Genomic DNA, 1,478 nt, shown 5'->3' on the forward strand with positions numbered 1-1,478 from the left:
CCGTGACGGCTTTCGGGGTCAGCTACGTCGCCGTGGTGGGGGTGCTGTTGCAGGCTGCGGTGGTGGCTGGTCGAGCCGCGCGGGCGTTGCACCCGCGTCGCTGACCGCTCGCTTCTCGGCATGACCGGGCGTCAGCGGCAGCAGCGGTCGCGCGACCGGCGGCACGACCGCGCGTCCTCACCAGGTCAGGGACAGGTAGTCCTCCCCACGGGCCCGCAGCAGGGCCGTGGTGGCCCCGTCCTCGAGGCCGGGGCGCATGGCGGTCTCCCACCGGGCGTTGAACGCCACGATCCACCCCGCCGCCGCACCTGCGGCCCTGCGCTCCGCCTCGTCGAAGGGGACGCCGCGAGCTTGTTCGTAGTGCTGCAGGAACACCGCCGTCTCCTCCGGGGTGGACAAGCCGCCACCGCCGCTGGAGCTGGAGGCGAACCCGGCGGCGCTGAAGGCCGCCACGACGGCCTCGGCGTCCGCGACGAGCTCCCAGTCGAAGGTGCCCACCAGCTGCCCGTCGGCGACGGCCACGTTGCCGGCCTACCAGTCGGCATGCCCGACCACGACGTCGTGACTGCGGTGGGCCAGGACCTGCTCACTCGCCCGCCGCGCGAAGTCGTCCAGCCACTCGTAGCCCGGCGGGCAGGCGGTGAAGTCCACGATCGGATCGTGCGGGACCGGCCAGGGACCGTGCTGGTAGCGGCACCACGACGGTCCGGGGCCGGCCCCTTCGACCAAGGCGCTGTCGGGGTCCTCGGAGATCGTCTGGCGCAGGAGGTCGACGTGCCGGGCGAGTCCGCGGGCCAGCAGTCGGCGCACCACCGGGTCACGCCCGTCCGTCGCCTGGCCGGTGCTCAGCCGCGTCTCGGCCACCAGGACGTGCCCGGCCACCTCGACGGCCCGGCCAGCTGCTGAGGGCAGGGGAACCAGGCCGCGACCAGCAGGTCCATCGCTCTCGTCGCTGCGACGACGGCAGGCACGTCGACCGGGCGACGGTGCGCCTTGATCACCACGTCCCGGCCGTCGGTGAGCCGGACGCCCCAAACGACCTTGATGCGACCGGCCCGGAACGTCACGTGGTCGATGGATCGAGCGAGGTGGTCGCGGGTGAAGCCGTCGAACAGGGAGAGGACCAGTGCCGTCGAGAGGTCGCCCAGGACGGCCCTCTCGGTGTCGGACAGCGTGGCCGGTGTGCCGGTCAAGGCGCGGGTGGGCTCGTCATCGGTCGCACCGGTGGGGAGGTCCACGGCGGGAACGTTCTCACGAGCTCACCGGTACGAGAAGCCTAGATCGCTCGGAGAGCACCTGGCGCGGTCGGTGTCAAGGCCCGGGTTTGATGGGGACCACCAACCCACGCCTTCGAGAGGATGATGGTCTCCATGGCTGCACCGAGGAAGTATCCCGACGAGCTGCGTGAGCGGGCGATCAGGATGGCCGTCGATGCCCGCCGGGACCCGACCGGGCGGGCAGGCGCGATCAAGCGGATC

General features: G+C 72.2%; 3 protein-coding genes. All 3 read right to left on the reverse strand.

What is annotated here, in order from left to right; genetic code table 11:
- Positions 1-177: 177 nt before the first annotated feature.
- Genes GTR02_RS21670 through GTR02_RS21680 form a run of 3 tightly spaced genes read right to left on the reverse strand, consistent with a single transcriptional unit; the run spans position 178 to position 1,238 of the window.
- A complete protein-coding gene (locus tag GTR02_RS21670) occupies positions 178-522 on the reverse strand; it encodes a hypothetical protein (RefSeq protein ID WP_166609533.1) in 345 nt (114 codons plus the stop codon).
- Between the two features lie 9 nt (positions 523-531).
- Complete coding sequence (locus tag GTR02_RS21675) at positions 532-813, reverse strand: hypothetical protein (protein ID WP_166609534.1); 282 nt, start codon at positions 811-813, stop codon at positions 532-534.
- A 32-nt stretch (positions 814-845) separates the two neighbouring features.
- The gene (locus GTR02_RS21680) at positions 846-1,238 is read right to left on the reverse strand and encodes a hypothetical protein (protein ID WP_166609535.1); all 393 of its coding nucleotides are present in this window, start codon (positions 1,236-1,238) and stop codon (positions 846-848) included.
- Between the last annotated feature and the right edge of the window lie 240 nt (positions 1,239-1,478).

The sequence above is a fragment of the Kineococcus siccus genome, from assembly GCF_009906795.1.
Classification (GTDB): domain Bacteria; phylum Actinomycetota; class Actinomycetes; order Actinomycetales; family Kineococcaceae; genus Kineococcus; species Kineococcus siccus.